The organism is Halomonas ventosae, from assembly GCF_004363555.1.
In the GTDB taxonomy this organism is placed as follows: Bacteria; Pseudomonadota; Gammaproteobacteria; order Pseudomonadales; family Halomonadaceae; genus Halomonas; species Halomonas ventosae.
This window is the reverse complement of sequence record NZ_SNZJ01000020.1, coordinates 58,024-80,540: the sequence shown is the minus strand read 5'-3', so window position 1 is coordinate 80,540 and position 22,517 is coordinate 58,024. Positions and strand designations below refer to the sequence as shown.

General features: G+C 65.9%; 23 protein-coding genes and 2 tRNA genes. 14 read left to right on the top strand and 11 right to left on the bottom strand.

What is annotated here, in order from left to right; translation table 11 throughout:
* Nucleotides 1–264: 264 nt before the first annotated feature.
* The 6 genes from upp to DFP85_RS15585 all read right to left on the bottom strand — a co-directional run bounded on the left by upp (nt 265) and on the right by DFP85_RS15585 (nt 5,044).
* On the bottom strand, nt 265–894 hold the full coding sequence (gene upp, locus DFP85_RS15610) for a uracil phosphoribosyltransferase (protein ID WP_133637359.1): 630 nt from the start codon (nt 892–894) through the stop codon (nt 265–267).
* 244 nt (nt 895–1,138) lie between these two features.
* A complete protein-coding gene (gene ung / locus DFP85_RS15605) occupies nt 1,139–1,822 on the bottom strand; it encodes a uracil-DNA glycosylase (RefSeq protein WP_133637358.1) in 684 nt (227 codons plus the stop codon).
* Between the two features lie 3 nt (nt 1,823–1,825).
* The gene (gpt, locus tag DFP85_RS15600) at nt 1,826–2,305 is read right to left on the bottom strand and encodes a xanthine phosphoribosyltransferase (RefSeq protein ID WP_106231994.1); all 480 of its coding nucleotides are present in this window, start codon (nt 2,303–2,305) and stop codon (nt 1,826–1,828) included.
* A 5-nt stretch (nt 2,306–2,310) separates the two neighbouring features.
* Nucleotides 2,311–2,856 carry an adenine phosphoribosyltransferase gene (locus DFP85_RS15595; RefSeq protein WP_133637357.1) on the bottom strand — a complete coding sequence of 182 codons (546 nt, stop codon included), beginning with the start codon at nt 2,854–2,856 and terminating at the stop codon, nt 2,311–2,313.
* Nucleotides 2,857–2,894: 38 nt separating this feature from the next.
* Nucleotides 2,895–4,199: an NCS2 family permease gene (locus DFP85_RS15590; RefSeq protein WP_133637356.1), complete on the bottom strand. Its 1,305-nt coding sequence runs from the start codon at nt 4,197–4,199 to the stop codon at nt 2,895–2,897.
* Between the two features lie 215 nt (nt 4,200–4,414).
* Entirely contained in the window at nt 4,415–5,044 is a 630-nt protein-coding gene (locus tag DFP85_RS15585; protein ID WP_133637355.1) for a riboflavin synthase subunit alpha, read from the bottom strand.
* A 484-nt stretch (nt 5,045–5,528) separates the two neighbouring features.
* Here DFP85_RS15585 and DFP85_RS15580 point away from each other — a divergent pair, with 484 nt between their 5' ends.
* The 4 genes from DFP85_RS15580 (at nt 5,529) to DFP85_RS15565 (ending at nt 8,778) form a co-directional block, all read left to right on the top strand.
* Entirely contained in the window at nt 5,529–6,587 is a 1,059-nt protein-coding gene (locus tag DFP85_RS15580) for a methionine ABC transporter ATP-binding protein (RefSeq protein ID WP_133637354.1), read from the top strand.
* On the top strand, nt 6,568–7,221 hold the full coding sequence (locus DFP85_RS15575) for a methionine ABC transporter permease (RefSeq protein WP_106232057.1): 654 nt from the start codon (nt 6,568–6,570) through the stop codon (nt 7,219–7,221). The genes DFP85_RS15580 and DFP85_RS15575 overlap by 20 nt, the downstream gene beginning before the upstream one ends.
* Nucleotides 7,222–7,320: 99 nt before the next feature.
* Nucleotides 7,321–8,115: a MetQ/NlpA family ABC transporter substrate-binding protein gene (locus DFP85_RS15570; protein WP_133637353.1), complete on the top strand. Its 795-nt coding sequence runs from the start codon at nt 7,321–7,323 to the stop codon at nt 8,113–8,115.
* 204 nt (nt 8,116–8,319) lie between these two features.
* Nucleotides 8,320–8,778, top strand: a complete 459-nt coding sequence (locus tag DFP85_RS15565; RefSeq protein WP_133637352.1) for a GAF domain-containing protein — start codon at nt 8,320–8,322, stop codon at nt 8,776–8,778.
* A gap of 43 nt (nt 8,779–8,821) precedes the next feature.
* Here the strand turns inward: DFP85_RS15565 and DFP85_RS15560 are convergent.
* The 3 genes from DFP85_RS15560 to glpK all read right to left on the bottom strand — a co-directional run bounded on the left by DFP85_RS15560 (nt 8,822) and on the right by glpK (nt 10,608).
* Nucleotides 8,822–8,898: transfer RNA gene (locus DFP85_RS15560), tRNA-Val, on the bottom strand.
* 25 nt (nt 8,899–8,923) lie between these two features.
* Nucleotides 8,924–9,000 (bottom strand) — tRNA-Val (locus DFP85_RS15555).
* Between the two features lie 123 nt (nt 9,001–9,123).
* The gene (gene glpK / locus DFP85_RS15550; protein ID WP_133637351.1) at nt 9,124–10,608 is read right to left on the bottom strand and encodes a glycerol kinase GlpK; all 1,485 of its coding nucleotides are present in this window, start codon (nt 10,606–10,608) and stop codon (nt 9,124–9,126) included.
* Nucleotides 10,609–10,819: 211 nt separating this feature from the next.
* Here glpK and DFP85_RS15545 point away from each other — a divergent pair, with 211 nt between their 5' ends.
* Both DFP85_RS15545 and glpD read left to right on the top strand, forming a co-directional pair.
* The gene (locus tag DFP85_RS15545; protein ID WP_133637350.1) at nt 10,820–11,578 is read left to right on the top strand and encodes a DeoR/GlpR family transcriptional regulator; all 759 of its coding nucleotides are present in this window, start codon (nt 10,820–10,822) and stop codon (nt 11,576–11,578) included.
* A 148-nt stretch (nt 11,579–11,726) separates the two neighbouring features.
* Complete coding sequence (gene glpD, locus DFP85_RS15540) at nt 11,727–13,304, top strand: glycerol-3-phosphate dehydrogenase (RefSeq protein ID WP_133637349.1); 1,578 nt, start codon at nt 11,727–11,729, stop codon at nt 13,302–13,304.
* A 29-nt stretch (nt 13,305–13,333) separates the two neighbouring features.
* On the opposite strand, the gene DFP85_RS15535 is transcribed toward glpD, so the two are convergent.
* Complete coding sequence (locus DFP85_RS15535) at nt 13,334–13,921, bottom strand: histidine phosphatase family protein (RefSeq protein ID WP_133637348.1); 588 nt, start codon at nt 13,919–13,921, stop codon at nt 13,334–13,336.
* A gap of 98 nt (nt 13,922–14,019) precedes the next feature.
* Between DFP85_RS15535 and phnD the strand changes: the two genes are divergently transcribed.
* The 5 genes from phnD to DFP85_RS15510 all read left to right on the top strand — a co-directional run bounded on the left by phnD (nt 14,020) and on the right by DFP85_RS15510 (nt 18,694).
* On the top strand, nt 14,020–15,024 hold the full coding sequence (gene phnD / locus DFP85_RS15530; RefSeq protein ID WP_133637347.1) for a phosphate/phosphite/phosphonate ABC transporter substrate-binding protein: 1,005 nt from the start codon (nt 14,020–14,022) through the stop codon (nt 15,022–15,024).
* Between the two features lie 85 nt (nt 15,025–15,109).
* A complete protein-coding gene (gene phnC / locus DFP85_RS15525) occupies nt 15,110–15,925 on the top strand; it encodes a phosphonate ABC transporter ATP-binding protein (protein ID WP_133637346.1) in 816 nt (271 codons plus the stop codon).
* Nucleotides 15,912–16,727, top strand: a complete 816-nt coding sequence (phnE, locus tag DFP85_RS15520) for a phosphonate ABC transporter, permease protein PhnE (protein ID WP_133637345.1) — start codon at nt 15,912–15,914, stop codon at nt 16,725–16,727. The genes phnC and phnE (DFP85_RS15520) overlap by 14 nt, the downstream gene beginning before the upstream one ends.
* The gene (gene phnE, locus DFP85_RS15515) at nt 16,721–17,530 is read left to right on the top strand and encodes a phosphonate ABC transporter, permease protein PhnE (protein ID WP_133637344.1); all 810 of its coding nucleotides are present in this window, start codon (nt 16,721–16,723) and stop codon (nt 17,528–17,530) included. Before phnE (DFP85_RS15520) ends, phnE (DFP85_RS15515) begins: the two co-directional genes overlap by 7 nt.
* Nucleotides 17,531–17,629: 99 nt before the next feature.
* A complete protein-coding gene (locus DFP85_RS15510) occupies nt 17,630–18,694 on the top strand; it encodes an endonuclease/exonuclease/phosphatase family protein (protein WP_133637343.1) in 1,065 nt (354 codons plus the stop codon).
* Between the two features lie 17 nt (nt 18,695–18,711).
* On the opposite strand, the gene DFP85_RS15505 is transcribed toward DFP85_RS15510, so the two are convergent.
* The gene (locus DFP85_RS15505) at nt 18,712–20,091 is read right to left on the bottom strand and encodes a class II fumarate hydratase (protein WP_133637342.1); all 1,380 of its coding nucleotides are present in this window, start codon (nt 20,089–20,091) and stop codon (nt 18,712–18,714) included.
* A gap of 205 nt (nt 20,092–20,296) precedes the next feature.
* On the opposite strand from DFP85_RS15505, the gene DFP85_RS15500 reads away from it, so the two are divergent.
* From DFP85_RS15500 to ehuB, 3 genes are all read left to right on the top strand, one after another.
* Nucleotides 20,297–20,665, top strand: a complete 369-nt coding sequence (locus tag DFP85_RS15500) for a phasin family protein (protein ID WP_133637341.1) — start codon at nt 20,297–20,299, stop codon at nt 20,663–20,665.
* Between the two features lie 127 nt (nt 20,666–20,792).
* The gene (locus DFP85_RS15495; RefSeq protein WP_133637340.1) at nt 20,793–21,338 is read left to right on the top strand and encodes a hypothetical protein; all 546 of its coding nucleotides are present in this window, start codon (nt 20,793–20,795) and stop codon (nt 21,336–21,338) included.
* 300 nt (nt 21,339–21,638) lie between these two features.
* Nucleotides 21,639–22,517 (top strand): ectoine/hydroxyectoine ABC transporter substrate-binding protein EhuB, encoded by an 879-nt coding sequence (ehuB, locus tag DFP85_RS15490; protein ID WP_208108526.1) that lies wholly within the window; start codon nt 21,639–21,641, stop codon nt 22,515–22,517.

Sequence of the window (22,517 nt, the reverse complement as noted above, 5' to 3'; positions counted from 1 at the left end):
ACGACAACCCCCTTCTTATTTTTTCAACTACTTGCTTATAATGGCTTTTATTTTTTGATTGAACTTTTGTCTAACGGGCAGGGCAGGAGTGGGGCGAAACGCCAGATGGGACAGGAATGTCACATAGTGATCGAAAACGAACATAGACCGCGTCACGCGAGGGTCAGGAGAGGCAGGCGGGAAGCGACGACGCCAGCCTCCGCGACAGGGGGCGTCGCGGAGGCTGGCGTCAGGAAGGAACTCGGCGTGGAGACGTAGCGCTGTTCAGCGGGTACCGAAGATCTTGTCGCCCGCGTCGCCCAGGCCGGGGACGATATAGCCGTTCTCGTCCAGGTGGTCATCCACCGCCGCGGTGTAGAGCTCGATGTCCGGATAGGCGTCCTGGACCCGCTTGATGCCCTCGGGGGCGGCCACCAGCACGATGACCTTCATGTGCTTGCAGCCACGCTCGCGCAGCATGTCCAGGGTCGCGACCATGGTGCCGCCGGTGGCCAGCATGGGGTCGATGACGATGGCCATGCGCTCGTCCAGGTCGTTGGCGAACTTGGCGAAGTAAGGCACCGGCTCCAGCGTCTCCTCGTCACGATAGAGCCCCACCACGCTGACCCGGGCACTGGGGATCAGGTCAGTGACGCCGTCGAGCATGCCCAGCCCCGCGCGCAGGATCGGCACGATGGTGACCTTCTTGCCCTTGAGCAGCTGCACCGGGATCTTGTTGCCGCTCCAGCCGTCGATCTCCTGGGTCTCCAGCTCCAGGTCGCTGGTCGCCTCGTAGGTGAGCAGCTTGGCCAGCTCGCCGGCCAGTTCGCGGAAGCTCTTGGTGCTGATGCCGGCTTCGCGCATCAGGCCGAGCTTGTGCTGGACCAGGGGGTGCTGGATGGCGTGGACGCTCATGGGGAACCTCTTGGACGGCGTTGGTTACGTGGCGACGATCGTCGGATGGACAGCAACGACAAATTGCCGGCCATTCTAACCGCATCCCGCCTTGAGGTTAAACACGGTGCTTTTCCGGCGACAGGTCTGCGAGGGGGCGCTGTGAATACCTCCCTGTACGCTACCGATGTCATCCATGGAATAGGACCCCCTCTGCGACCTGTCCCCGGCGCACCTCGCCTTGTGCTGATGCCCGGCAGCGTGTTCAGGGCGTCTCTGGCAGCTGCCAGTCGATGGGCTCACGCCCCTGCTCGACCAGAAAGGCGTTGGTCCGGGAAAAGTGGTGGTTGCCGAAGAAGCCGCGATGGGCGGAGAGCGGCGAGGGATGCGGGGATTCCAGCACCAGGTGGCGCGAGGTATCGACCAGCGCCTTCTTCTTGCGGGCCGGGCTGCCCCACAGCAGGAACACCGAGGACTCGGCATGCTCGCTCACCGTGGCAATGGCGCGGTCGGTGAAGGTCTCCCAGCCCTTGCCACGGTGCGAGCCGGCATTGCCCTGCTCCACCGTCAGCGAGGTATTGAGCAGCAGCACCCCCTGGCGCGCCCAGGACTCGAGGTTGCCATGATCCACCGGCGTGAAGCCCACGTCCGCCTGCAGCTCCTTGTAGATGTTGACCAGCGACGGGGGAACGCGCACGCCGGGGCGCACCGAGAAGCACAGCCCATGGGCCTGGTTCGGCCCGTGGTAAGGGTCCTGGCCGAGGATCACCACCTTGACCCGGTCCAGCGGCGTCAGGTCGAAGGCGCGGAACCAGTCGGCCGAGTGCGGGTAGATGACCTTCCTGGCGGCCTTCTCGGCGGCCAGGAAGTCGCGCAGCGACTGCATGTAGGGCGCCTCGAACTCGTCACCTAGCCACTGCTGCCAACTATCGGGAAGCGGACAGGCCATGGCTCAGCGCTTCGCCTGGTCGACCAGCGGCTCGACGTAGGCCACGCCCATGTCCCAGGGGAACTGGATCCAGCAGTCCTGGGCCACCTCGGTGAGGTACTGGTCCACCAGCGGCTTGCCCTCGGGCTTGGCATAGATGGTCACGAAGTGGGCCTTCGGCAGCATCTCGCGCACCGCCTTCGCGGTGCGACCGGTATCGACCAGGTCGTCGACCAGCAGCCAGCCCTCACCCTCGTGGTCGACGCCCTTCATCACCTCCAGGCCGCCCTGATCCATGTGGTCGTAGCTCTTGATGCAGACGGTATCGATCAGGCGCACGTTGAGTTCGCGGGCGATCAGCGCCGCGGGAATCAGCCCCCCGCGGGTGATGGCGATGATGCCCTTGAAGTCGCGCTCGATCAGCCGGTGGCAGAGTTCGCGCACGTCGCGGTGCAGCTGGTCCCAGGAAACGGTGAAGTGCTGGTGGTAGCGATGGGTGCTCATGAGCGTCACTCGTCCTCGGTGAAGGAGCAGACCGAGAAGACCCCGTAGCCCGCCTCACGGATGCGCTGGGATCCGCCCAGGTCCGGTAGGTCGACGATGGTGGCGGTCTCGACGACCTGCCCGCCGCTGCGAGTGATCAGCTTGGCCGCGGCCAGCATGGTCCCGCCGGTGGCGATCAGGTCGTCGACGATCAGGATGCGATCCCCCTGCTGGAAGGCGTCGGAGTGCAGCTCCACCTCGGCCTCGCCGTACTCCAAGGTATAGGTCTCGCTGATCGTGCGGAACGGCAGCTTGCCCTTCTTGCGCACCGGCACGAAGCTGCAGCCCAGCTCATAGGCGAGCGGCGCGCCGATGATGAAGCCGCGGGCATCGATGGCGGCGATAGCGTCGAGGTCCATCTCCTGGTAGCGATGCACGAAGCTGTCGACCAGCTTGCGGAAGGCCGCACTGTTCTGCAGCAGCGGGGTGATGTCGCGGAAGTTGACGCCCGGCTGCGGCCAGTCGGGAACCGTGCGGATCACGGACTTGATGTAGTCGCCGTAGATGCTCATCAATACGCGTCTCGGTGGGTGAATGCAGTCAGTATGGTTCAGTCGAGGAACAGGAACTTGCCGGCAAACAGCAGGGCCAGCACGATCACCGCGGGATTGAGGTCCTTGAAGCGCCCGGAGAGCGTCTTGATCGCAGCGTAGCTGATGAAGCCCAGCGCGATGCCCTCGGCGATCGAGAAGGTCAGCGGCATGGCCAGGGCGGCGATCAGCACCGGCGCGGCATCGGTCGGGTCGTCCCAATTGGCGTGGGCCAGGCTGCCAGCCATCAGCACCGCCACATAGAGCAGGGCCCCGGCGGTGGCATAGGCCGGGATGGAACCCGCCAGCGGGGCAAAGAACAGGCTGATCAAAAACAACACCGCCACCACCACGGCGGTCAGGCCGGTACGCCCACCGGAGGCGATGCCGGCGGTGGACTCGATATAGCTGGTGGTGGTGGAGGTCCCCAGCACGGCCCCTGCCATGGACGCGCCACTGTCGGCCATCATCGCGCGACCGATGCGCGGCAGCTTGCCGTCCTTGTCCAGCAGGCCGCCCTTGTGGGCCACGCCGACCAGGGTGCCGGAGGTATCGAACAGATCGACGAACAGGAAGGCGAAGATCACGCTGAGCATCGCCACGTCGAAGGCGCCGGCCAGGTCCAGCGCCATGAAGGTCGGCGCGATGGAGGGCGGCATGGACATGAAGCCGCCAAACTCGTTGTGACCGAGGAGCATCGCCAGCACGGTAACACCGAGGATGCCGATCATCACCGCCCCGGTGACCTTGAGGTAGGCCAGGGCGGTGATCACGAAGAAGCCCAGCAGCGCATAGAGGGCAGCGGGTTCGGAGAGATCACCCAGGGCCACGTAGGTGGCCTCGTTGGCCACCACGATGCCGGCATTCTTCAGCGCGATCATCGCCAGGAAGAGGCCGATGCCCGCGGCGATGCCCAGGCGCAGGGAGAGCGGGATCGAGTTGATGATCCATTCGCGGATCCGGAAGATGCTGAGCAGGAAGAAGATGAAGCCGGAGAAGAAGACCGCGCCCAGCGCCGCCTCCCAGGTGTAACCCATGCCCAGCACCACGCCGTAGGTAAAGAAGGCGTTGAGCCCCATGCCGGGCGCCTGGGCGATGGGATAGTTGGCCCACAGGCCCATGATCAGGCAGCCCACCGCGGCGGCAAGACAGGTGGCGACGAAGACCGCGCCGTAGTCCATGCCGGCCTGGGAGAGGATGCTCGGGTTGACGAAGATGATGTAGGCCATGGTCAGGAAGGTGGTGATCCCGGCGATGACCTCGGTCTTCACATCGGTCTTGTGCTCGACCAGCTTGAACTGGTTGTCGATCAGGCGTTGCAGCATGGTTGTCGTTCCTGCGCGCGTGGACGTTGCGATGGTCCTGGGGTGCGAGAAAGCCCGCGAGAAAAGCCGCCTATGGTACCCAAAGCCTCGGCGTGTGGCGAGGCACCCGGGTGACCACAGGCAGCACGGTCCCACCTAGTTAAGCAACTTGCGGGCCATACGCCACCCGACCCACCAACGCAGACTTGACGGAACGGTCAGGTTTTTCGTTCGCGTCACACGCCACGCGCTTCCAGCACCCGCTCCACCGTCTCGACAATGGCCTGGGTCTGGGGGTCGATCTCGATATTGACGCCGTCCCCCGGGACCCGGTCCACCAGGATGGTGCGGGCCAGGGTCTCGGGGATCAGATCGACGCAGAACCGCGGACCGTGGTCTGCGGTGGCCGATTGCACCTGCCCGATGGTCAAGCTGATGCCGTCCACCCCGATATAGCCCTTGTCGAACAGGAACCGGCCCAGTGCATGAGGCACCTCGAACCAGAGCCGGCGATTGTTGGGGGCCTCGTCGAGCTCGACCAGCTCGGCCAGCGCCATCACGTGGCCGGACATGGCATGACCGCCGATCTCGTCGCCGAAACGCGCCGCCCGCTCGACATTGACGCGGTCACCCACCCTCACCGCACCGAGATTGGTCACCCGCAGGGTCTCACGCATCAGGTCGAAGCTGACTCGCTCGCCATCGATGGCCGTGACCGTGAGGCAGACCCCGTTGTGGGCCACCGACGCGCCCAGCGCCAGCCCCTCGCGCAGCTCTGCTGGCAGCGCCAGCACATGGGTGCGAAAGGCCTCCGCCTCATGGATGGCCACCACCTCGGCGGTGCCCTGTACGATGCCTGTGAACATGAACGCTCCTCGTGCTGGCCGACCGTGACCGGGCCGGAGAAAGAGCGCCAGTCTAGGAAACCCCGGGGATGACGTCCATGGCAGCAAGGGGCAAGGGGCAAGGAGAAAGGAGAAAGGAGTGTGATGCGAAGAGCAAGTGCCAGCCTCCAACGACAGCCACGCCACCACGAAGATGTTCCAGCGTTATGCCGCCAGGCAGGAAATTCCACCAGACCAAAGCTTCCTTAACGGCATCATCTCCCATTCTCATTGACATACGCTCGTTCGAAACTTAAAATTGTCGGCTACATTTTGAAGGCGCCGATTTGTACCCGGATTGCGGGCGCCGACGTCGCGGACCGCCCCCGAGGCAGCCCACGGCGTGAAGTGCAGCTAAAAGGGTGTGTCCAGCGTTGATGGCCACCCGCCAGGGTGGCCTTTTTTTTCGTGCCCACCCACTGCCCTGCCCGCCCGACTCTCGACCGGCGCCCCACCGGCGGCTGTGATGATTCGACTCCACGACGTTTCCAAGACCTACTACCCCAAGGGGCGGCGCAGCGGCACCCCGGCCGTGACGGCACTCAAGCATGCCGACCTGCACGTACCGAAGGGCCAGATCCATGGCGTGATCGGCCTCTCAGGTGCCGGCAAGTCCACCCTGATTCGCTGCGTGAACCTGCTCGAGCGCCCCACGACGGGGACCGTTACCGTGGACGACCAGGAGCTGACGGCCCTCTCCGGGGCGGCCCTCAACCAGGCGCGCCACCGCATCGGCATGATCTTCCAGCACTTCAACCTGCTGACCTCGCGCACCGTCTTTGCCAACGTGGCCCTGCCGCTGGAATTGATGGGCATGAAGCGCAGTGAGATCCGTGAGAGGGTCACCCCCCTGCTGGAACTGGTGGGACTGGCCGACAAGGCGCGCCAGTACCCGGCACAGCTCTCGGGCGGCCAGAAACAGCGCGTGGCCATCGCCCGGGCACTCGCCAGTCGCCCCAAGGTGCTGCTCTGCGACGAGGCCACCTCGGCACTGGATCCCCATACCACCGGGTCGATCCTGGACCTGCTGCGTGACATCAACCGCAAGCTCGGCCTGACCATCCTGCTGATCACTCACGAGATGGAAGTGGTGAAGTCGATCTGCCACCGGGTCAGCCTGATCTCCGACGGGGAACTGGTCGAGGAAGCCGACGTGGGCGATTTCTTCACCGCGCCGCGCACCCGCCTGGGACGCGACTTCCTCAATGACTTCCTGGAACTCGACCCGCCGCGCGCCCTGATCGAGCGCCTCGAGGAGGCCCCCGGACCACACAGCCACCCGGTGGTCCGCCTGGCCTTCTCGGGCGACGCCGTCTCGACCCCGCTGATCTCGCGACTGGCCCGGGAGTGCGGCGTGGACGTCAGCATCCTCCAGGCCAAGGTGGAATCGATCCAGGAGCGCACCCTGGGGCTGATGATCGCCGAACTGATGGGCCCGGCGGAGAAGACCCGCGAGGCCCTCGACTATCTCGAATCCCACGACCTGCAGGTGGAGGTGCTCGGCCATGTCCAGCGCGATGATTGACCTGATCCTCAAGGCCACCCTGGATACGCTCTACATGGTAGGCGTGTCGGGAGTGATCTCGGCCCTGGTGGGCATCCCACTGGGCGTGTTGCTCTACGTCACCCGGCCGCGACAGATACTCGCCGAACCGACGCTCAACCGGGTACTGGGGGCGATCACCAACATCGGTCGCTCGATCCCCTTCATCATCCTGATGGTGGCAATCATCCCCTTCACGCGGATGCTGGTCGGCTCGTCGATCGGCACCAATGCCGCCGCCGTACCCCTGACCATCGCCGCCATCCCCTTCGTGGCGCGCCTTGTCGAGGGCGCCCTCAACGAGATCCCCCCGGGACTGGTCGAGGCCGCCCAGTCCATGGGCGCCACACCCTGGCAGATCATCACCAAGGTGCTGGTCCCCGAGGCGCGCGGCGGCATCTTCACGGCGCTCACGGTGACGGTGGTCACCCTGGTCAGCTACTCGGCCATGGCCGGTGCCGTGGGCGGCGGCGGGCTGGGCGACCTGGGCATCCGCTACGGCTACAACCGCTTCAACCCCACCATCATGCTGATCACCGTGGTGATCCTGGTGGTGATGGTCCAGGGTTTCCAGAGCCTGGGGGATTATCTGGTCCGTAAGAGCGACCACAAGTGAGGCTTTCGGGAAGATAACCAGAATGCATTACAATTTTTTTGGTTATTCCATTACCATCGTCAACGAGTCAGCGACACCTTCAACGAGGAGAACCACGACATGCGCAAGAGCCTGATCGGCACCCTGGCGGCTTCCGCCCTGACCCTTGGCGCCGGCACCGCCCTGGCCGACGAGCACGCCATCAAGGTCGGCACCGTGGCCGGCCCCGAGACCGACGTCATGAAGGTGGCCGCCGAGATCGCCGAGCGCGAGTACGGCCTCGAGGTCGAGATCATCGAGTTCACCGACTACGTGACGCCCAACGCCGCCCTGGCCGACGGCAGCCTCGACGCCAACGCCTACCAGCACGAGCCCTACATGCGCTCCATGGTCGAGGACCGCGGCTACGACTTCGCCATCGCCGGCTACACCTTCGTCTACCCGATCGGCGCCTACTCCGAGAAGTACGACAGCATCGAGGAGCTCCCGGACGGGGCCACCATCGCCCTGCCCAACGACCCCTCCAACGAGGGCCGGGCGCTGATCCTGATGCACAACGAGGGGCTGATCGAGCTCAACGATCCGACGTTCCTGGAAGCCACCCCGCTGGACATCGCCGAGAACCCGCATGACTTCGAGTTCCGCGAGATCGAGGCCGCCCAGCTGCCCCGCGTGCTGCCCGACGTGGACATGGCCTTCATCAACAACACCTTCGCCCAGCCGGCCGGCCTGAGCCTGGATGACGCCCTGATCAAGGAGGGCGCCGAGTCCCCCTACGTCAACCTGATCGTGGTGCGCGGCGGTGACGAGGAGCGCGAGGCCATCCAGCAGCTGGTCGAGGCCTACCAGACCGAGGAAGTCGAGGCCAAGGCGGAGGAACTCTTCGGGCCGCAGGCGGTGCCCGGCTGGAAGTGAGGGTAACCCGATTGCCTGCCGCGAAGGGCGCCGGGGGCAAGCCGAAGAGGAGGTCCTACGCCAGGGATGGCGTCGGTAGCGCCCAGGGATGGGTTCACAGCGCCTCCTCGAAGGCTTGACGACGGATCAGCCCTGAGCGAAAAACGATTCGAGTTAGCTAAAGGGCCGGCCACTGTGCCGGCCCCTTTCGTTAAAGGAGCCGCCATGACACCCGACTACCCCCTGCTGGCCCGCCAGCTCGACGCCCTGCTCGATACGCGCGACTGGCTGACCAACAGCGCCCAGACCTGTGCCTTCCTGATGCAGGAGCTCCCCGACCTCAACTGGGCCGGCTTCTACCTGCAGCGCCAGCCGGAGCTGCTCTGCCTGGGCCCCTTCCAGGGCAAGCCGGCCTGCCATCCCATCCCCTTCTCGAAGGGCGTCTGCGGGGCCGCCGCCCGCACCCGCGAGACCCAGCGCGTGGCGGACGTGCATGCCGTGGCCGACCATATCGCCTGCGATGCGGAATCCCGTGCCGAACTGGTGGTGCCCATCGTGGTGAATCACCGACTGTGGGGCGTACTGGACCTGGACAGCCCGAGGCAGGCGCGTTTCTCTGAGGCCGACCAGGCGGGCATCGAGCGGCTGGTGGCGGTGTTCATCGAGAAGACCGACATGGAATGAAGAACGCCCCCGCAGCCAGGGGCTGCGGGGGCGTTCCGGTATCTGGTAGGACCAGGCGGATTTGAACCGCCGACCTCCACGATGTCAACGTGGCGCTCTAACCAACTGAGCTATGGTCCTGAAGCTGTCGTCACCGGGCGAGTTCTGGTAGGACCAGGCGGATTTGAACCGCCGACCTCCACGATGTCAACGTGGCGCTCTAACCAACTGAGCTATGGTCCTGCTTCACCGCTGCGGCGTGACTTCGCCGTGGCAACGGATGCGTATTCTACCCATCCGCCCCGAAAATGCAAGCCCGGGATCGCCACTCAATACCCGCGAATCAGCACCTTGCCCGGCTTCCCGCTATTGGGTACGCACCCGCTCCACGGCCTCCTTCCAGCCACCATAGAGACGTTCGCGTTCCGCCTCGTCCATCTGTGGCGTGAAGCGCCGCTCGCAGCGCCACAGCTCGGCGATCTCGTCGAGGTCGCGATACCAGCCGAGCCTGAGACCGGCGAGGTAGGCGGCCCCCAGGGCCGTTGTCTCCAGTACCGTGGGGCGGTCCACCTGGACACCCAGCATGTCGGCGAGGAACTGCATCACCCAGTTGTTGGCCACCATGCCACCATCGACCCTCAGGATACCCGGCGATGCCGACATGTCATCGTCCATGCAGACCTGCAGGTCGCGGGTCTGGTAGCAGACCGCCTGGAGACCGGCAGCGACGATCTCGGCGATGCCGGTGTCGCGGGTCAGGCCGAAGATGGCGCCGCGCGCCTTGGGATCCCAGTGCGGCGCCCCGAGGCCGGTAAAGGCCGGCACCAGATAGACGCTGTGGCCGCTGCGCGTCTGGCACGCCAGGGCTTCGGTCTCGGCGGCATCGGCAAACAGCTGCAGGCCGTCGCGCAGCCACTGCACCGTGGCCCCGGCCACGAAGATGCTGCCCTCCATGGCGTAGGTCGGCTTGCCATCGAGCCGATAGGCCACCGTGGTCAGCAGGCGGTTACGGGAGGCCTCGGCGGTTTCCCCGGTGTTGACGATCATGAAGCAGCCGGTGCCGTAGGTGCTCTTGCCCATGCCGGGCGTGAAGCAGGCCTGCCCCACCAGCGCGGCCTGCTGATCACCGGCCACCCCGGCGATGGGCAGTTCGCCCCCCAGCCAGCGGGCATCGACGCGGCCGAAGTCGTCGCTGGAGTCCTTGACCTCGGGCAGCAGGCTCGCCGGGATGCCGAACAGGGCCAGCAGCGCCTCGTCCCAGCGCTGCTCATGGATATTGAACAGGGCAGTGCGCGAGGCGTTGGTGGCATCGGTGGCGTGGACCCGGCCGCCGGTCAGCCGCCAGATCAGGAAGGTGTCCACGGTACCGAAGGCCAGCTCTCCCCGCTCGGCCCGCTCCCGGGCGCCGGGCACCTCATCGAGCAGCCAGCCGAGCTTGGTGGCCGAGAAATAGGGGTCGATCAGCAGCCCCGTGCGTGCCTGGACATCCTCAAGGTGGCCCGCCTCACGCAGCTGCCGGCAAGCCTCGTCGGTGCGGCGATCCTGCCAGACGATGGCGTTGTGCAGCGGCTCCCCGGTGGCCCGATCCCACAGCAGGGTGGTCTCGCGCTGGTTGGTGATGCCGACCCCGGCTATCTCCTCGGGCGGCACGCCCGTCTCCTCGAGCACTTCGCGGCAGGTGGTGAGCACGGTCTCCCAGATATCCTCCGGGTCATGCTCGATCCAGCCATCATGGGGAAAGTGCTGCGGGAACTCGCGCTGCGCCGAGGCGACGCTGCGCCCCTGGCGATCGAAGAGGATGGCGCGGGAGCTGGTGGTGCCCTGGTCGATGGCCAGGAGATATGAAGCCATGGCAAGCATCCTGTTGTGGTTGTAGTGGCGTGCGGATTTCGCTTTTAAACGCTAATGTTCGTTTATGATCATCCAGACTACTCCAGCCGATCGCACTGCTCAAATGCCCGGACGGCGGAGGCACTACGACTTTGGATGAAGATCCAGGTGCGGAGCGATACCTGCAGCGGCCGAAACGATGTCGTAGAATCCGGGGAGCCAAGGAGATCCCATGAACCAGCAGCAACGCCAGGACGCCATCATCGAACTGGTGCGCCGCCAGGGCTATGCCAGCATCGAGCAGCTCACCGAGCACTTCACGGTCACCCCCCAGACCATTCGCCGCGACCTCAACACCCTCTCCGCGGAAGGGCGCATCCGCCGGGTCCATGGCGGCGCCGGCCTGGAGTCGAGCACCGTCAACACCGCCTACTCGACCCGCAAGACCCTCAACCTCGAGGCCAAGCAACGCATCGCCGCCCTCCTCGCCCGACACATCCCCGACCACTCGTCGCTGTTCATCAACATCGGGACCAGCAACGAGGTGATCGCAGAGGCACTGCTCGACCACCAGGGGCTGGAGGTGATCACCAACAACCTCAACGTGGCAGCGATCCTCCAGCACAAGGAGGACTTCAACGTGATCATTGCCGGCGGCCAGGTCCGTTCCCGCGATGGCGGCATCATCGGCGAGGCGACCATCGACTTCATCAACCAGTTCAAGGTCGACTACGGCATCATCGGCATCAGCGGCATCGACGAGGATGGCTCCCTGCTGGAATTTGACTACCAGGAAGTGCGGGTCGCCCAGGCCATCATCCGCAATTCCCGCAAGGTCTTCCTGGCCACCGACCACTCCAAGTTCCAGCGCAACCCGGTGGTTCGCCAGGGCAACCTGGCACAGCTCGATGCGCTGTTCACCGACCGCGAGCCGCCCGAGGCGATCCTGCGCCAGCTCAAGCAGCACGATGTGACCCTGCATATCGCTTGACACCCGCGCTCACTTGCCCTCCTTCTGCTCCCATCGTCCTGGTCACCCTGCCTGGTGACTACTGACGCGCCTTGATGTTCGTTTTATTTTCGTCTATTTTCGAATTCAAACATCACCGAGGTCCGGGCAACTCCGGACGGGAGTTTCCATGAGCGACAAGTCGGACGAGGTGCTCGACCTCTTCGTGATCGGCGGCGGCATCAATGGCACCGGCATTGCCAACGATGCCGCCGGGCGGGGCCTGTCGGTGGGCCTGTGCGAGCAGGGAGACCTCGCCGGCGCCACCTCCTCGGCCAGCAGCAAGCTGATCCACGGCGGCCTGCGCTACCTGGAACACCATGAATTTCGCCTGGTGCGCGAGGCACTGCGCGAGCGCGAGGTGCTGCTCGCCAAGGCCCCCCACATCATCTGGCCACTGCGCTTCATCCTCCCCCACCGTCCCCACCTGCGTCCGGCGTGGATGCTGCGCGCCGGCCTGTTCCTCTACGACCACCTGGGCAAGCGCGAGAAGCTCCCGGGGTCACGCGGGATCAGGCTCACGGCGCACCAGGGCCTTGCCCCCGGCATCACCCGAGGCTTCGAGTATTCCGACTGCTGGGTGGATGACGCCCGGCTCGTGGTGCTCAATGCCCTCCAGGCCCGTGACAACGGCGCCGAGATCCGGGTGCGCACACGCTGCATCGGGGCCCGCGAGGTCGACGGGCAGTGGGAGGTGGATCTCGAGGAGGTCGATTCCGGCCGACGCCTGACCCGCCGCTGCCGGGCCCTGGTCAACGCCGCCGGCCCCTGGGTGGAGCAGGTAGTACGCCGCCAGGCCAGGAGGTCATCGCGGTACGGAGTACGCCTGATCCAGGGTAGTCATCTGATCGTGCCTCGGCTGAACCACGACGAACGCGCCTATATCCTGCAGAACACCGACCGGCGCATCGTCTTCGTGCTGCCCTACGAGGAAGACTTCAGCCTGATCGGCACCACCGACCGGCGCTACGAGGGTGACCCGTCACGGGTCGAGACGAGCGAGGAGGAGATCGACTACCTGCTGTCGGTGGTCAATGCCCACTTCCGCACTCACCTCTCCCGGGACGCCGTGATCCGCACCTTCTCCGGTGTGCGACCTCTGTGTGACGACGAATCGGCCGATCCCTCGGCCATGACGCGCGACTATACCCTCGACCTGGATACGCATGGCGCCCCGTTGCTGTCGGTCTTCGGCGGCAAGATCACCACTTACCGCAAGCTCGCCGAAGCTGCCCTGGCGGCGCTTGTGCCTTACTTGCCGACGATGGCCGCCCCCTGGACCGCCGAGACGCCGCTGCCGGGCGGCGACATCGGCGACCAGGCCACCTTCGAGGCGCAACTGCTGGCGGAATACCCCTTCCTGGATGCCGCCCAGGCCCGGCGCTTTGCCCGCACCTATGGCTCGCTATGTCGGGCGTTCCTGGGTGGCAGGGACTCCCAGGCCGCCCTGGGCCAGGCGTTCGGCGCCGGGCTCACGGCCGCCGAGGTGGACTACCTGGTCGACCAGGAGTGGGCGCGCTCCCTCGAGGACATCCTGTGGCGGCGAACCAAGCTGGCCCTGCGTCTCAATGCCGTCGAGACGCGTCGACTCGCCGACTACCTGGACGAGCGCCTCGGCCGCCGCGGGGGCCACACCCCTTCCCCGATGGAACGCTCCCCCAGGGTGAGCGCGGCAGCAGCACCCGTTCACCCGCGACGCACTGCCTGACGTCAGGCGTCACTGTCACACGAAACGGTTCACAGGGCGGTGATGCTGGCCGGTGCGAGGGGCGGCCGCTCGCGGTGCCGGCTCAGCTCACGGCCTTCCAGGGAGGTCAGCAGGATCTGCAACGGGTCCCCGTGACTGACCAGCAGGATGGTATCCCCCGCGTGGCGCTGCTCCAGCTGATCGATGACCTCACGCATCCGCGCGGCCACCTCGGCCACGGCCTCGACGCCGGCATGGTGATGCGCCGGGTCAAGGGCGTCCCGCGCCCAGACCTCGGCATAGCGGTCGTCTCCCTCACCCTCGAACGCCCCGAAATGGCGTTCCCGTAATCGCGTTTCGGGCTCGAGCCGCAGGCCGAAGTGCTGCGCGATGCGCGCTGCCGTCTCGGTCGTGCGAAGGAAATCCGAATGCAGGATCCTCGCGGGCGCTGCCCAGCGCCAGTCGGTCAGCAGGCCATCGAGCTGCTCCCGGCCCCGGGGCGAGAGGCCGTAGCCGACCAGCCCACGTTCCGGCGAGCTGATGATCAAGCCCTGCTGGTTGGCCAGGCTGTGACCGTGGCGCATCAGCAGGTAGCGGTTATGCCACTGGCCTGGCGCGGCGGGGAAAGTGTTTGACATGGTTTTGTCACGAACTCTAGATTGGAAAGGGTTATTCGGTATCGATCATCGACATGTCGAGATCCGAACGTCACAACAATAATCTCACGAGGCACGCCATGACCAATCATACCCTCCGGTCTCGAAAGCACCCGCTCGCCACGCTGGCCCTCTCCTCGCTGCTACCCCTGGCCCTGCTGGCCGCCACCCAGGTCCAGGCCCAGGACGACTGCGAGCGTGGCGCCCTGGATGACATCTACTGCGACGAGAACGGCGACATGGTCGCCGACCGCCCGGCCGACGAATCCGAGTGGGCGAACCCCGATACCCTGATCTTCGCCTACACACCGGTCGAGGATCCGGCGATCTATTCCGACATCTGGCAGCCGTTCATCGACCACCTCGAGGACGTGACCGGCCGCGACGTGCGCTTCTTCGCCGTGCAATCCAACTCGGCCCAGGTCGAGGCAATGCGCAGCGGTCGCCTGCATATCGCCGGCTTCTCCACCGGCCCGACGCCCTTTGCCGTCAACCTGGCGGGTGCCGTGCCCTTCGCGCTGATGGGCTCGGATGATGGACGTTTCGGTTACACCCTCCAGCTCTATACCCACGTCGACTCCGGTATCGACGAGATGGCTGACCTCAAGGGCAAGCGAGTCGCCCACACCTCGCCCACCTCCAACTCCGGCAACCAGGCACCGCGGGCCCTGTTCCCGGAAGAAGGCATCGTCCCCGGCGAGGACTACGAGGTGATCTACTCGGGCAGCCACGACCAGTCCATGCTCGGCGTGGTGGCCCAGGACTATGATGCCGCCCCGGTGGCCTCCGAGGTTGTCGAACGCATGGCGGCGCGCGACCTCTACGACCCGGAAGATGTCAAGATCATCTACGAGTCCGACAGCTTCCCGACCACCTCCTACAACTACGCCCACAACCTGCATCCGGACCTGGTCGAGAAGATCGAGGAGGCCTTCTTCAGCTTCGAGTTCGCCGGCACCGAGCTGGGGGAGGAGTTCGAGGGGGTCGAGAAGTTCATCCCCATCAACTACAAGGACAACTGGAAGGTCATCCGTACCATCCAGAGCGCCAACGGGGTCGAGTACACCCCCGAGAACCTCCAGTAACCCACGCCTGACAGCACGACGCCGGCCTTCCCGGGAAGGTCGGCGTCGCTGTCTCGTAGACCCTATCCCCCGCCTGGACCCGCCGATGCTAGAGATATCCAACCTGATCAAGCGCTACGGCCAGGATGAGCCCGTGCTCAAGGGGCTCGATCTCGCCGTGGAGGGCAACAGCGTGGTGGCCATCGTCGGTGCCTCGGGCGCCGGCAAGAGCACCATGCTGCGTTGCATTAACCGCCTCGTGGAACCCACCTCGGGATCGATCAAGCTCAACGGCACCGAACTCGTCAACCTCCGCAACCGTGACCTGCGGCGCGCCCGACGCAAGATCGGCATGGTCTTCCAGGGCTTCAACCTGATCGACCGCCTCACCGTGATGGAGAACGTGCTGGCCGGCCGGCTCGGCTACGTCAGCCTCTTCCAGGCCATTACCCGCCGCTATCCGGCGGCGGATATCGAGCGCGCCTTCGTGCTGATGGAGCGGGTGGGCATCGCCCACTATGCCAACAAGCGCGCCGACGAGCTCTCCGGTGGCGAACGCCAGCGGGTCGGCGTGGTGCGCGCCTTGATGCAGGAACCGGAAGTCCTGCTGGCCGACGAGCCCACGGCGTCGCTGGACCCGCGCACCTCCGAGCAGATCATGGTGCTGCTGCAGAGCCTGGCCAGCGAGCTGTCGCTGCCGGTACTGATCAACATCCACAACGTGGCCCAGGCCAGGACCTACACCGACCGCATCGTCGGGCTGCGCCACGGCACCATGATCTTCGATGGTGCCCCCGCCGACTTCGACAAGGAGGCACTGGACGCCATCTACGGCGGTATCGAGTCGCCCGAGGACGAGACCATCACCCCTCAGGGTCGCCCCGGAAAGCGTGAACGGGAGGTTCGCCATGACTCGACCTGAGGCCAGCGGGGGGACGGCACCCCGAACCTGGCGCAAGCCCCCCTTCATCGCCAACCCCGTCCTGCGCTATGGCGTGCTGGCGGTGGTGGCCGTCTATCTCGTCTGGGCCCTTGGCACCCTGCCCTTCAACTGGGAGCGCATCAGCGAAGGGCTGCCACGCGCCGCGCGGATCTTCGGCGGCGGCTTCCCGCCGAGCTTCTCGCGCTTCGACCTGCTGCTGACCGGCTTCACAGAGAGCCTGCAGATCGCCATCCTCGCCACCCTGCTCGGGGTCCTGCTGTCGATTCCCTTCGCGGTGATGGCGGCGCGCAACGTCGCACCGCTGCCCGTCTACCTGCTGGGACGCGCGGTGATCATCATCTCGCGCAGCTTCCATCCGGTGATCGTCGCCATCCTGTTCGTCGCCGCGGTGGGCTTCGGTCCCCTGGCCGGTATCCTGACCCTGACCCTCTACTCCATCGGCTTCGTCGGCAAGCTGCTCGCCGAGGAGATCGAGGAGATCGACTGGGGCCAGGTCGAGGCCATGCGTGCCACGGGCGCCGGCTATCTGGCCACGCTCTACTATGCGGTCTTTCCCCAGATCCTGCCGCGCCAGGTGGGGCTCTCCATGTACCAGCTCGACAGCAACCTGCGCGCCTCCGCGGTGGTGGGGATCGTCGGCGCAGGAGGGATCGGCAGCACCCTGATGAACGCCTTCGGGCGCTACGACTATGACTTCGCCTTCGCCATCCTGCTGGTGATCATCGCGGTGATCCTGCTCAGCGAAGGCGTGAGCGGCTGGGTAAGGAAGAAGATATGGTAGAGGACGCCGACCTGCTGGCCGATCGCATCTGGCGACGCCACAACCCCCGGGAGCAGCTCATCCGTTACGGCGTGATGCTGGTGACGCTGATGCTGGTCGTCTGGGCGGTACGCGACATCGACATCTTCTGGCCCTGGGTATGGGATGCCCCCAACCAGATCTCGAGCCTGGGGTCACGCATGTGGCCGCCGGACCCGAGCCGCCTCGGCGAGATCGTCAGTGCCATGATCGAGACCGTGCATATCGCCACGCTGGCCACCATGCTGACCATCTTTATCGCCCTGCCGGTCTCCTACATCGCCGCCCAGAACACCACGCCCAACCGCGCCTGCCTGTGGCTGGGACGCTTCATCCTGGTCTCGAGCCGCTCGGTGAACACCATCATCTGGGCGCTGCTGTTCGTGGCGATCTTCGGCCCAGGCGTGCTGGCCGGGATACTGGCCATCATGTTCCGTTCGGTGGGCTTCATCGGCAAGCTGATGGGCGAGGCCATCGAGGAGATCGACCGTCGCCCGGTGGAGGCCATGGAGGCGACCGGTGCCTCCAAGGCGAAGGTGATCGCCTATGCCGTCGTGCCCCAGGTGATGCCGGCCTTCTTCGCCATCGTCATCCTGCGCTGGGACATCAACATCCGCGAGTCCACGGTGCTGGGGCTGGTCGGGGCCGGCGGTATCGGCGTGATCCTGCAGGGGTCCATCGACACCTTCGCCTGGCAGACGGTCGCCACCATCCTGATCGCCATCATCGTACTGGTGCTGATCGGCGAGGCGATCACCGGCCTGCTGCGCCGCCAGGCGCTCTAGAAATTCACGACCCGACATTCACGACCCGACATTCACGACCGGTGACGTCTGGCGTAGGCTGAGAGCAGGACGTCACCGAGACCACAGGGAGGTCATGTCGTGTTTTCCATCCTGCTTGCGGTGGTTGCCAGCGTGCTGCTGGCGGTCACGCTCGTGGCGCGATCGCCGCTGACCTGGTGGTGGATTCGTGCCTGCGAGTTTCCTCGCCTGCAGCTCGCCGCCCTGGCGGCGGTGACTGCCTTGCTTGCCCTGCTGGCCAGCCCACCCTGGTCCTGGATCGCACTGGGGGCGAGCCTCGCCACCCTCGCCCTGCAGTTGGCACGCATCCTGCCCTGGACCCCGTTCTGGCCGGTGCAGGTCAAGCGCGCCGAACCGGGACAGGATAACCGCTGCGTCACGCTGCTGATCGCCAACGTGCTCACCCCCAACCGCAACGCCGAGACGCTCACCCGGTTGATCCACGAGCACCGGCCCGACCTGGTCCTGACCCTGGAATCCGATGCCTGGTGGCAGGCGCAGCTCGACAAGGCGCTGAACGAGGCGTGGCCTCATGCGGTGCGGGTGCCGCTGGACAACCTCTACGGCATGCACCTCTATTCCCGGCGGCCGCTGGTCGACCCCGAGGTCCAGTGGCTGATCCAGGACGATATTCCCTCGATCCATACCGGCGTCACCCTGCCCCGTGGCGACGTCGTGCGCCTGCATGCCGTGCATCCCCGTCCGCCGGCGCCCAACGAGAGCGAGGAGTCGCTGTGGCGGGATGCCGAGCTGCTGCTGGTCGGCAAGGCGATCCAAGAGGACCCGGTGCCCACCCTGGTGGCCGGGGACCTCAACGACGTGGCCTGGTCTCGCACCACCCGGCTCTTCTGTCGGGTGAGCGGCATGCTCGACCCGCGACGCGGGCGCGGCATGTACAGCACCTTCCACGCCAGCTATCCGCTGCTGCGCTGGCCCCTGGACCATGTCTTCGTAAGCGAGCACTTCACCCTGAAGGCCATGCGGCGCCTGCCGCACATCGGCTCGGACCACTTCCCGATGCTGGCCACCCTCTGCTACCGCCCTTCCCGCGCCGACGAGCACGAGACACCCGAGGCCGACCGGGAAGAGCATCGCGACGCCCGAGAGACCATCGAGGAGGGCAAGGAGCGCGACCAGCAGGAATGAGCGCGCCTGAGTCAGTGCTACTCGGGTACGCCGCCTCGCGTCAGGGAGGCGGGATCCAGGAGCCGCTCGAGCTCCGCGCGGGACAGGTCGGTCTGCTCCTCGGCCACCTCGATGATCGGCCGCCCCGCCTGGTAGGCGTGCTTGGCGATGGCCGCCGCGGCGTCATAGCCGATCACCGCGTTCAGCGCCGTGACCAGGATGGGGTTGCGTGCGAGCGGCCCCTCGAGGTTGTCATGGCGCACCTTGAAGGTGGCGATGGCACGATTGGCCAGCAGGCGGCTGGTGTTCGTCATCAGGGTGATCGAGGTCAGCAGGTTGTTGGCCACCAGCGGCAGCATGACGTTGAGCTGGAAGTTGCCGCTCTGCCCGGCCACCGTCACCGCCGTATCGAGCCCGATCACCTGGGCCGCCGCCTGGGCCGCCGACTCGGGGATCACCGGATTGACCTTGCCGGGCATGATCGAGCTGCCGGGCTGCAGGGCCTCGAGCTCGATCTCGCCGAGCCCCGCCAGGGGCCCCGAGTTCATCCAGCGCAGGTCGTTGGCAATCTTCATAACCACGCACGCCAGGCCCCTGAGCTGTCCGGAGAGTTCCACCGCGGCATCCTGGGAGGCGAGGCTCGCGAAGAAGCTGTCGTTGGGCGAGAACGACAGCCCCGTCTGCTCGCTCAGATCACGTGCCATGCGCTCGGCGAACTCGGGATGGGCATTGATGCCGGTGCCCACCGCCGTGCCGCCCTGGGCGAGGCGACAGAGCCGCACCAGGGCGCTGTCCAGGCGCTCGATGGCCTGCCCCACCTGGCTGGACCAGCCCCCCAGCTCCTGACTCATGCGCAGCGGCATGGCGTCCATCAGGTGGGTACGCCCGGTCTTGACCACGTCATCGAGTTCCGCGGCGCGCGTGTCGATGGTCTGGCGCAGGTGCTCGAGCGCCGGACGCAGCTGGCTGGTCACCGCCAGCGCGGCGGACACGTGGATCGCCGTGGGAATCACGTCGTTGCTCGACTGCCCCATGTTGACGTGGTCGTTGGCCCCGACCTCCACGCCGTCGCGGCTCGCCCGCCTGGCGATCACCTCGTTGACGTTCATGTTGCTGGAGGTGCCTGAGCCGGTCTGGAAGACATCCACCGGGAACTGGTCGTCGAGGTGCCCCGCGAGGATCGCCTCGGCGGCGGCGACGATCTCGCGGGAGCGCGCCTCGTCGAGAAGCCCCAGCTCGCGGTTGACTCGGGCCGCCGCCAGCTTGATCCGGGCGATGGCGTGGATGAAGGCCGTGGGCATCGGCTGACCGGAGACCGGGAAGTTGTTGACGGCGCGCTGGGTCTGGGCACCGTAGAGGGCCTCCCTCGGCACCTCCAGCTCGCCCATGCTGTCGCGCTCGATGCGATGGTCGCTCATGTCCGGCTCCTGCTGTTCGGGATGGATGATGCTTCCCTCAACATGGTGTCCAATAGACGCCCTTGCAAGAGACGACGTCCATCGAAAAAAGCATGTTGCACTGCACAAACCGCTCTGCTATTGTGCATCGCAACAGAGACGCAGAAGGCATCGGCAGACCGCCACGGCCTTCGAATTGATCCGAAATCCCCGGGAGGGACTCACGATGCAAAACTTCGACACCAAGCAGTTCACCGAACAGTTCGAATCCATGTTCTTCGGCCCGGCACGCGCCTACGCTGCCCTGTCCGTGGACTACACCGAGAAGCTGGTCAACGCCCAGCTGGACGCCGGCAAGGCCTACACCGACACCGGCCTGGCGCAACTGCGCAGCCTGATGAACGTGAAGGATGCCGAAGGCCTGCGCACCTACATGGAAGGCCAGCAGAAGGTCGCCAAGGACCTGACCGAGCGCCTGAAGGGCGACGCCGAGAAGGTCGTCTCCCTGCAGCAGGACTTCGTCCAGCAGAGCCAGAAGCTGACCGAAGACAACGTCAAGCAGGCCACCGAGACTGCCACCAAGGCAGCCAAGTAAGCCTGACGGCGCCGGCCCTGCCGGCGCCTGCTTGATCGTACAGGAGGGCCGCCGATCGATGATCGGCGGCCCTTTTGCGTTATGCTCACCGGGCACGGGGCCTCATCCACCCTCCGGGAGAGTGAACATGACACGTTGGATCCTTCCCGCCCTGCTGGGGCTTTCGCTGGCTGGCTGCCAGGTCATCGAGCCGCGCTATCCCGCCGGGGAGCGCGAGCGCGTCGAGGTGATCGAGCGCGGCATGGAGGCGCCGCGAGAGACCGAACGCCCTGATACCACCGGCCGGGTTGCCCGCCAGGTCGCCTTCCCCGCCGAGGAGTATGCCGCCCTGGAGAAGAGCGGTAGTGCGGTGATCAGCGGACGCCTGCTGCTGGGTGGCCGCCCGGTGGCCAATCGCCCCGTCTCGGCGGCCCCGGTGACCACCTACTCCGCCGAGGCCGCGGAGCAGGCCCTGGCGGGCCGCGCCGTGGAGCCTGCCGACCCAAGGGCCCGCGCATACACCCACACCACCCGCACCGACGCCAATGGCTACTTCCGCCTCGATGGCCTGCCTGCCGGCGAGTTCTATGTCTCGGGCAGCGGACAGGACCCATCCACCGGCGAGACCCGGGTGGTCATCCGCCAGGTCAGCCTGGGCAACGGCCAGTCGCGCAGTGTCGAGCTAAGCAGATGAGATTCCTGATATTGGCGTCATGAGTCCTGTCCGCCACCTGTAAGACATCGCCGACAAACGTTGTCCGAGATCTGCGACAGAGGCCGTCGGCTCTCCGCGCTCTTTCAACGTCACTTCTACGCTGAATGAGCCGCCATCAAGAAATGGTGGAGCTGAGGCCAGGAAGTGTCGAGGCACCGACGCCAGGGATCATGGCCCAACACACATCGCTCTGACCCGGCGGCTTCGACGCCATGGCCGATACCCGGGTGATCCCTGAAGCGCCGCCTGTCGGAACGACGCAACGCGGAGCTGACAACAATGAAACCAAACTCACGTTCCCTGGGTAGCTCGTCCCTGATGGCCGGCACCCTCGCCACCCTGCTCGTCATTCCCGGACTGCAGGCCGATACCCTCGAGGAGATCCAGCAGCGCGGCGTGATCCGCATCGCCGTGGCCAACGAGAAGCCCTATGGCTACCTGAACGAGGAGGGTAAGGCGCTGGGGGTCGGCCCGGAGGTCGCTCAGCGCATTCTGGAGGATCTCGGCATCGAGGAGATCGAATGGGTGGAGACGGAATTCAAGAACCTCATCCCGGGGCTCGAAGTCGGTCGCTTCGACATGGCCGCGGCGGAGATGGCCATCCTGCCCAAACGCTGCACCCGTGTGCTCTTCTCGGACCCCAACACCTCCTATGGCGAGGGACTATTGGTGCTGGCCTCCAACCCCAACCGCATACGGGCCTACGAAGACTTCGTCAGACGCCCGGACACCATTCGCGTCGCGGTCCAGGAGGGCACGGTCACCCAAGAGATGTTCGAGGCCCTGGGGGTCGATCCGGCGCGGATCGTCACCGTGGAACGCCTCCCGGAGGCCGTCGACGCCATCATCCGCGGTCAGGCCGATGCCTTCGCTGCCACCGGCATGACGGTCGCGTCCCTGGAGCAGGCGAGCCCGCAGGTGGAGGCCGAGTTCAACTTCACCGACCCGGTGATCGAGGGTCGCGAGGTGCGCTATTTCGGCGGCTTCGCCTTCCCCCTGGATGCCGGGGACCTGAGGGACGCGGTGAACGAGGAATTGAAGGAAGAGAAACGCAACGGGGAGTGGCAGCAGACGCTGACGCGCTACGGCTTCCTGCAGAAGGACGTCCTCTACTCCTACCGCTTCACGGCCGAGCAGCTTTGCCAGGGGGCGGGCTAG